General features: G+C 67.3%; 7 protein-coding genes and 3 pseudogenes. 8 read left to right on the top strand and 2 right to left on the bottom strand.

Annotation, left to right across the window (positions count from 1 at the left end; all coding sequences use genetic code 11):
- Positions 1 to 114 precede the first annotated feature (114 nt).
- The 7 genes and pseudogenes from AC0699_RS38875 to AC0699_RS38845 form a co-directional block, all read left to right on the top strand.
- On the top strand, positions 115 to 558 hold the full coding sequence (locus AC0699_RS38875; RefSeq protein ID WP_478671062.1) for a hypothetical protein: 444 nt from the start codon (positions 115 to 117) through the stop codon (positions 556 to 558).
- 147 nt (positions 559 to 705) lie between these two features.
- Positions 706 to 1,305 carry a DUF6431 domain-containing protein gene (locus AC0699_RS38870; RefSeq protein WP_478671069.1) on the top strand — a complete coding sequence of 200 codons (600 nt, stop codon included), beginning with the start codon at positions 706 to 708 and terminating at the stop codon, positions 1,303 to 1,305.
- 24 nt (positions 1,306 to 1,329) lie between these two features.
- Positions 1,330 to 2,196, top strand: a complete 867-nt coding sequence (locus AC0699_RS38865; protein WP_478671060.1) for a helix-turn-helix domain-containing protein — start codon at positions 1,330 to 1,332, stop codon at positions 2,194 to 2,196.
- Positions 2,106 to 2,363: a hypothetical protein gene (locus AC0699_RS38860; protein ID WP_478671066.1), complete on the top strand. Its 258-nt coding sequence runs from the start codon at positions 2,106 to 2,108 to the stop codon at positions 2,361 to 2,363. Before AC0699_RS38865 ends, AC0699_RS38860 begins: the two co-directional genes overlap by 91 nt.
- Positions 2,360 to 2,683, top strand: a complete 324-nt coding sequence (locus AC0699_RS38855) for a Mu transposase C-terminal domain-containing protein (protein ID WP_478671058.1) — start codon at positions 2,360 to 2,362, stop codon at positions 2,681 to 2,683. The genes AC0699_RS38860 and AC0699_RS38855 overlap by 4 nt, the downstream gene beginning before the upstream one ends.
- Positions 2,680 to 3,495, top strand: coding sequence for an ExeA family protein (locus tag AC0699_RS38850; protein ID WP_478671054.1), 816 nt, complete (start codon positions 2,680 to 2,682; stop codon positions 3,493 to 3,495). The genes AC0699_RS38855 and AC0699_RS38850 overlap by 4 nt, the downstream gene beginning before the upstream one ends.
- Before the next feature lie 119 nt (positions 3,496 to 3,614).
- A pseudogene (locus AC0699_RS38845) lies at positions 3,615 to 4,480 on the top strand (IS3 family transposase); the annotation flags it as partial.
- Positions 4,481 to 4,626: 146 nt separating this feature from the next.
- Here AC0699_RS38845 and AC0699_RS38840 read toward each other — a convergent pair.
- Positions 4,627 to 4,950, bottom strand: coding sequence for an integrase core domain-containing protein (locus AC0699_RS38840; RefSeq protein WP_478671049.1), 324 nt, complete (start codon positions 4,948 to 4,950; stop codon positions 4,627 to 4,629).
- A gap of 24 nt (positions 4,951 to 4,974) precedes the next feature.
- Here AC0699_RS38840 and AC0699_RS38835 point away from each other — a divergent pair.
- A pseudogene (locus AC0699_RS38835) lies at positions 4,975 to 6,377 on the top strand (IS30 family transposase).
- 7 nt (positions 6,378 to 6,384) lie between these two features.
- Here AC0699_RS38835 and AC0699_RS38830 read toward each other — a convergent pair.
- Positions 6,385 to 6,576 (bottom strand): annotated as a pseudogene (locus tag AC0699_RS38830) (DDE-type integrase/transposase/recombinase); the annotation flags it as partial.
- Positions 6,577 to 6,881: the final 305 nt, after the last annotated feature.

Genomic DNA, 6,881 nt, shown 5'->3' with positions numbered 1-6,881 from the left:
AGGACCCTCAGCAAGTCCCATCGTTGCAGGTCAAGGGCACTTTCCGCGTTTCTGATCAGCTCTTGGACAGCCTGCTTCGTGAAAGCGCGAGGCTAGTGTTGGCATGATCGCGGAATGAGTGGAAGCGCGGACTGGTTGGCCCGGTGGGGGCGCTCGCTCTTCGAGCGTCAGCGGGTACCGGTCGAGTGGGCGGGCAAGGTTCTCGAGTCCGCCGCGGTGCACCTGGGGAAGCCCGTCGAGATCGAGGCCGCGGTAGCGCTTGCGGCAGACCGCACACAATGGCCGACGGGCCGTGCCGTGTTCGACGAGATCCGCCAGCGCGGACTCGCACCGAACCAGCCCTTCACGGCGGCGGAGAGCCTGTACTTCCGGCTCGCGGAACTGGTGGCCAAGCTTGCCCACAATGCGGCTGGGCCGCCGCCGCCCTTCGACTATCACGCAGGGTGGCAGGTGGGGCCGATCGCCTACCGGCTGGCTCTTGAGGTCGGTGATCCGGCGATGCGTGACCACTTGGCTGCTGCCCTGGGCGATTGGCCGGATCACCCTGATCCCACATGATCCTTTAGAAGTCCGGGCAGGTTGGCGATGCTTCTCCGTGCTCGGAAGGCGAGCACGCGCTGAGTCGCGGAGGCCGCCGGGTGCTCATCGTCGACACCGACGTCGTGCTCGTGGAACGTCAGCTGCGGGCGGGTGAGTTGACGTGTCCTGCGTGCGGGGCCGTGCTCGCGCCCGTGGGGTCACGGCCGGCCGCGGGAGATCCGTGGTGATCTAGGGTCTCGGCTGTTCGTACGTCCTCGCCGTTCACGCTGTACGGGCTGCCAGGTCACGCACGTGCTGCTGCCGGAGGTGCTTTGGCCGCGGCGGGCGGATGCGGTCGAGGTGATCGGGGCCGGGCTGGAGATAGCGGCCTTGGGGATGGGGCACCGCCAGGTCGCCGCGCATCTGGGCTTGGCGGACGGCACGGTCCGCGGCTGGATCCGCCGCTTTCACCGCAGGTCAGAAGACGTGCGCCGGTACTTCACCGTCGCCCTGGTCGCGCTCGCGGATGATCCGGTGATGCCGGAGTCGGCAGCCTCGCCGCTGTCGGATGCGGTCGCGGTGATCGTGGCCGCCCATCGGGCGGCGGCGGTGAAGTGGCCGGAGATGAACACGGTGTCGCGGTGGGCCTTCGCCGGCCGGGCGATAGACGGCCGGGTGCTGACCTGCACTCCTTCAGCTAGTTGCTCAACACGGGCCGCCCCTGGGTGGGGATTGGAGGCGCCGGAAGTCTTGATCGTGTCCGTCCGAGACAGGGGCGGACGCTGATCGAGATGCGAGGAGAGTCCGCGCATGGCATCGAGCGAGGACGAGGACCGCCGCCGGGCGGAGAAGGCCCGGCAAGTCGGTCTGTTCCGCTATTCCCTGATCCAGGACCTGCTGGATTCGAACCTGACCACCCGCGAACGCGGCCGTCTGGCACGCGAGCTGGCGGAGAAGGAGCACACCGATCCGTTCGGCCGACAGGTGAAGATCTCACGAGGCACGATCGACCGCTGGACCAGGCACTACCGCTCCGGCGGGTTCGCTGCTTTGGTCCCCGAACCCCGCCAGGCTGTTCCCAGAACACCGCCGGAGGTTCTGGACCTGGCGGCCGCACTCAAGCGCGAGAACCCCGCCCGGACGGCCGCGCAGATCCAGCGGATCCTGCGGACCACGCAGGGCTGGTCACCGACCGAACGCACGCTGCAGTGGCACTTCGTCGCGGCCGGGCTGACTGCCACCGGCAGCGGTGACAGGACCGTCTTCGGCCGGTTCGAGGCCACCCGGGGCAACGAGCTATGGACCGGGGATGCCCTGCACGGGCCGAAGATCGGCGGGCGCAAGACCTACCTCTTCGCCTTCATCGACGACCACTCCCGCGCGATCGTGGGGCACCGGTTCGGGTTCGCCGAGGACACCGTCCGCCTCGCTGCCTGCGGCCGGCGCTGTCGGCCCGCGGCGTCCCGGAGCCGATCTATGTCGACAACGGCTCCGCGTTCGTCGACACGTGGCTCCTGCGGGCCTGCGCGTCGCTGGCGATCCGGCTCACCCATTCCAAGCCCGGACGCCCGCAAGGTCGCGGGAAAATCGAACGGTTCTTCCGCACGGTCAGGGACCAGTTCCTCGTCGAGCTCGACGAGGAACGTGTCGGCCAGATCGAGCATCTGGCCGAGCTGAACAGGCTGTTCACCGCGTGGGTGGAGACGGTCTATCACCGCACGGTGCACTCGGAGACCGGGCAGCCTCCGATCGAACGCTGGCTGGTTCGATTCCCAAGCCGCTGCCGCTGCCCAGCCCCGCTGATCTTCGGGAGGCGTTTCTGTGGTCGGAGTTCCGGACGGTGACGAAGACTGCGACGGTGTCGCTGCACGGGAACACCTACGAGGTCGACCCGATGCTGGCGGGGATGAGGGTGGAGCTGGTCTTCGACCCGTTCGACCTGACCGAGATCGAGGTGAGGGCCTCGGGCAAGACGGCGGGGAAGGCGGTTCCGCACCGGTTGGGCCGCCACACGCATCCGAAGGCGAGTCCGGAGACGCCGTCTCAGCCGGCGCCGTCGACCGGGATCGACTATCTGAAGATCCTCGACGAGACGCACGCGGCGAACACCGCGAAGGGCATCAACTACTCGTCCCTGATGGACGACGGGCGGGGGCGGCGATGATCGACCGCGTCCAGGGGTTCTTCGGTTTCACCCGCATCCCCTTCGGCCGCAGCCTGGCCCCTTCGATGCTGCACCAGCACCACTCGCACCGGGAGGCCGCGGCCCGCATCGCGTGGTGCATCAACAACCGGGCGATCGGCGTGGTGACCGGCGAGGTCGGATCCGGCAAGACCGTCGCCCTCAAAGGCGCCGTCGCCTCGCTCGATCCGGCCCGGTTCACGGTGATCTACCAGCCGAACCCCGAGGTCGGCATGCGCGGCCTCTATGACCGCATCGTCACCAGCCTTGGCGGCACCCCGAAATACCAGTCCGCCGCTCTCGCAGCTCAGGCGTCCGCGGCGCTGGCCGGTGAGGTCGACGAGCGGGGCCGGACCCCGGCCGTGGTGATCGACGAGTCGCACCTGCTCGACCACCACGAACTTGACGCGATCCGCATGCTGACCAACTACGACATGGACTCCACGACGCCGTTCGCGGTGTTGCTGATCGGCCAGCCCACCCTACGCAAGCGGATGAAGCACGGTGTCCTGGCAGCCCTGGACCAGCGGATCTCGGTCAGCTACCAGATGCCCACGATGACGAAGGAGGAGACCGCCAGCTACATCAAGCACCACCTCACGATCGCCGGCCGCGGGGACACGCTGTTCTCCGACGACGCCGTTGAACTGATCCACCTCACCAGCCGCGGGCTGCCCCGCTCGGTGAACAACATCGCCTGGCAGTCCCTTATCGCCGCCTTCACCGAAGAGAAAGGCATCGTCGACGAGTCCTCCACCCGCCTCGCGATCACCGAGACGCACGCGACAGAGTGATCACGAAAACGACACTATGTCCACAAAGACCCCGGCGGCCTGACGGCCGCCGGGGTCGTTTCACCTCAGCCTGTCAACGACGAGCACGTCGCCTTCGTGCACATCTTCAGCGTCGCTCAACAGGCAGCCGCCTATTTCGCACGGGAGGTGAAGTGAGCCCTCACCGCTGGGACTTCATCTCCGACAACCGCGCCGACTTCGGCGTCAAGCGGATGTGCCGCGTGCTCGGGGCGTCCCGCTCCGGCTACTACCGCCATCTGGCCACCGAGCAGGCCCGCGCCGAACGCCAGACCGAGGAGAAGCAGACCGTCAGCGAGGTCCGCGCCATCCACGCCGAGCACGACGGCGCCTATGGTGCCCCGCGCGTCCATGCTGAACTGCGTGCGAGGGGACGCAGGATCAACCACAAGCGCGTCACCCGGTTGATGCGGATCAACCACATCGTCGGCCGGCACCTGCGGAAGAAGAAGCGGACGACCATCGCGGACAGGACCGCGCCGCCCGCGCCGGACCTGGTGATGCGCGACTTCACCGCGGACACGCTGAACACCAGGTGGTGCGGCGACATCACTTACATAGCCGTCGGCGCGACGTGGCTCTACCTCGCCACGGTCATCGACATCTGCTCGAACAGGTGGTGGGCTGGTCAATCGCCGACCACATGCGCACCTCGCTGGTCACCGACGCGATCGAGATGGCCGTGGCCGCCTTCGCCGAGGTATGCCGCCGCCACGGCATCCGGCGCAGCATGGGCCGGGTCGGCTCGAGCTACGACAATGCCCTCGCCGAGTCGTTCTTCCAGGGCCTCAAGCGCGAATTGCTCCACGGCAGGCGCTGGACTTCGAAGGCACAGACACGACTCGAGCTGTTCCGCTGGCTGTCGTACTACAACAGGCGCCGTCGACATTCCGCCCTCGGCTACCTCACACCAGCCGAGTTCGAACAACAACTGATCACGTCACGTACGCTGTCACTCATCGCATGAAACTCGGTGTCCACTCCCGGGGATCAACCTCAGGATGAAAGAGGTTCACTGACTTGTGAGGCGCTGTGGGCGGTTGGAGGTGAAAGACGATCCGCCTGACGGCGAATCGTCTTTCGCTGGGCCTTGACCCGAATTCTGGACAGGGGTTATGCGGCTGGTGCCAGCGTAGTTGATGTTGTTTCGGACGCTGTCTCGTAGGAGATCGGGCTGCGGTGCCCGAGGCGGGAGTGACGGCGTCGGGTGTTGTAGCGGTGCAGCCAGCGGAACGCGTCGAGGCGGGCCTCGCGCTCGCTGGACCAGTGCTTGCGGTCTTGGAGCGTCTCGTGTTTGAACGTCGCGTTGAAGGACTCGGCGAGCGCGTTGTCTGCTGAGCTGCCGATTGCGCTCATGGACTGACGGACGCCGACCTTGAGGCAGGCGTCGGCGAACGCCCGGCTGGTGTGCTGGGTGGACTCAACTGATCGTCGCAACACCTCGTAGTCGGAGGTGGAGCGATGGGTGTGGGCCCGCAGCAGCGCAGGGTTCGCGAGTACAGGGGCCAGATGCCGTCGCCGGGCCGGCCGACGGTTGCGTGGCGGGAGGATCGGGTCCGGTTCTGGGCGGCGATCGCCCGGGGACTCCGGTCAGAGGAGGCGGCGGCCGAGGCCGGAGTGTCGCCCGCGGTCGGGACACGGTGGTTTCGCCACGCTGGGGGCGTGGGACCGAACCTTTCACCGACGGTGTCGGGACGCTATTTGTCGTTTTCGGAGCGCGAGGACATCGCCGTGTGGCGTGCTCAGGACGTCGGGGTTCGTGAGATCGCGCGTCGGCTGGGCCGGTCGCCGTCGACGATCTCGCGGGAGCTTCGCCGCAACGCGTCAACGCGCACCTATCGGCTGGAGTATCGGGCGTCCCTCGCGCAGTGGCATGCCGAGCGGCGGGCGCGGCGACCGAAGACGGCGAAGCTGGCCGGGAACGAGCGGCTGTGTCAGTACGTGCAGGACCGGCTCGCCGGGGTGCTCCGGGCTCCGGACGGGAAGCCGGTGACGGGGCCGGTAACGCCGCAGTGGAAGGGCCGGAACAAGCCCCGGCGGCAGGACCGGCGGTGGGCGACATCGTGGAGTCCGCAGCAGATCTCGAACCGGCTCAAGGCCGACTTCCCTGATGATGAGTCCATGCGCATCTCGCACGAGGCGATCTACCAATCCCTCTACGTCCAGGGACGCGGCGCGCTCAAGCGTGAGCTGGTCGCCTGCCTGCGGACCGGCCGTGCGCTGCGTGTCCCGCGAGCACGCTCCCGGCAGCGTCCCGGCGGCCATGTCACACCCGAGGTGATGATCAGCGAACGACCGGCCGAGGTCGGGGACCGCGCGGTCCCGGGGCACTGGGAGGGCGACCTGATCATCGGCCTGAACCGCTCGGCGATCGGCACGCTCGTCGAGCGCACGACCAGGTTCACGATGCTGCTGCACCTGCCCCGGATGGACGGCTATGGCGTCGAACCGCGGGTGAAGAACGGCCCGGCACTGGCCGGCACCGCGGTGCCGAGGCCGTCAAAGACGCGATCGTCGCCACGATCACCACGCTGCCCGAACATCTGCGTCGGTCACTGACCTGGGACCGCGGCACAGAGCTGGCCCAGCATGCCCAACTCCGCATCGACACCGGGCTGCAGGTCTACTTCGCCGACCCACACAGCCCCTGGCAGCGCGGCACCAACGAGAACACGAACGGACTCCTTCGCCAGTACTTCCCGAAAGGCACAGACCTGTCGCGATGGGATACCGACGAGCTCGCGGCCGTTGCGCTCGCACTCAACAACAGGCCCCGCAAGAGCCTCGGCTGGAAGACACCCGCCGAAGCCCTCAACAAACATCTACTCTTGCTCCAAGAAGCCAGTGTTGCGACGACCGATTGAGTCCGGACAGGGCGCCGTGATCGGTGTGTATGACCGCTCCGGCGAGGCTGCCACGGGTGCGTTCGGCGGCGGCCAGGGCGTCGATGACGAGATCAGTGCGCATGTGATCCGCGATCGCCCAGCCGACGAGGCGGCGTGAGGCGAGGTCAATGACGGTGGCCAGGTAGAGGAACTTCCCGCTCTCCACGGGGAGATAGGTGTTTCCGGTCCCGGGAGATGCTTGACACTTCGGTCCCAGCTGATGGTTGACACGGTCGTGATCGGCCTTTCTGTGCACGGCGTTGCGGCGTGTGGCAGGAGGCCGGGATTGACGCTGGTGGAGTTGTCGGTTGTCAAGCAGAGATACCGGGCTGTCCTGGCGGTGCTGGGGATGCGACGGTGACGGAGGTCGCCCCTCAGCTGGGTGTGTCTAGTAGTACTTCGTTAGGTCGGTTTGGTGGTGTGGTGTGGGTTCGGGCATGGTGGTGCGGTGGACTTGGGGGAAGTTGAGGGACTGCGGGGCGA

The organism is Streptomyces sp. NPDC043870, assembly GCF_056435785.1.
Note: the sequence above shows the minus strand (reverse complement) of the source record. Positions and strands in the feature narration are given on the sequence as shown.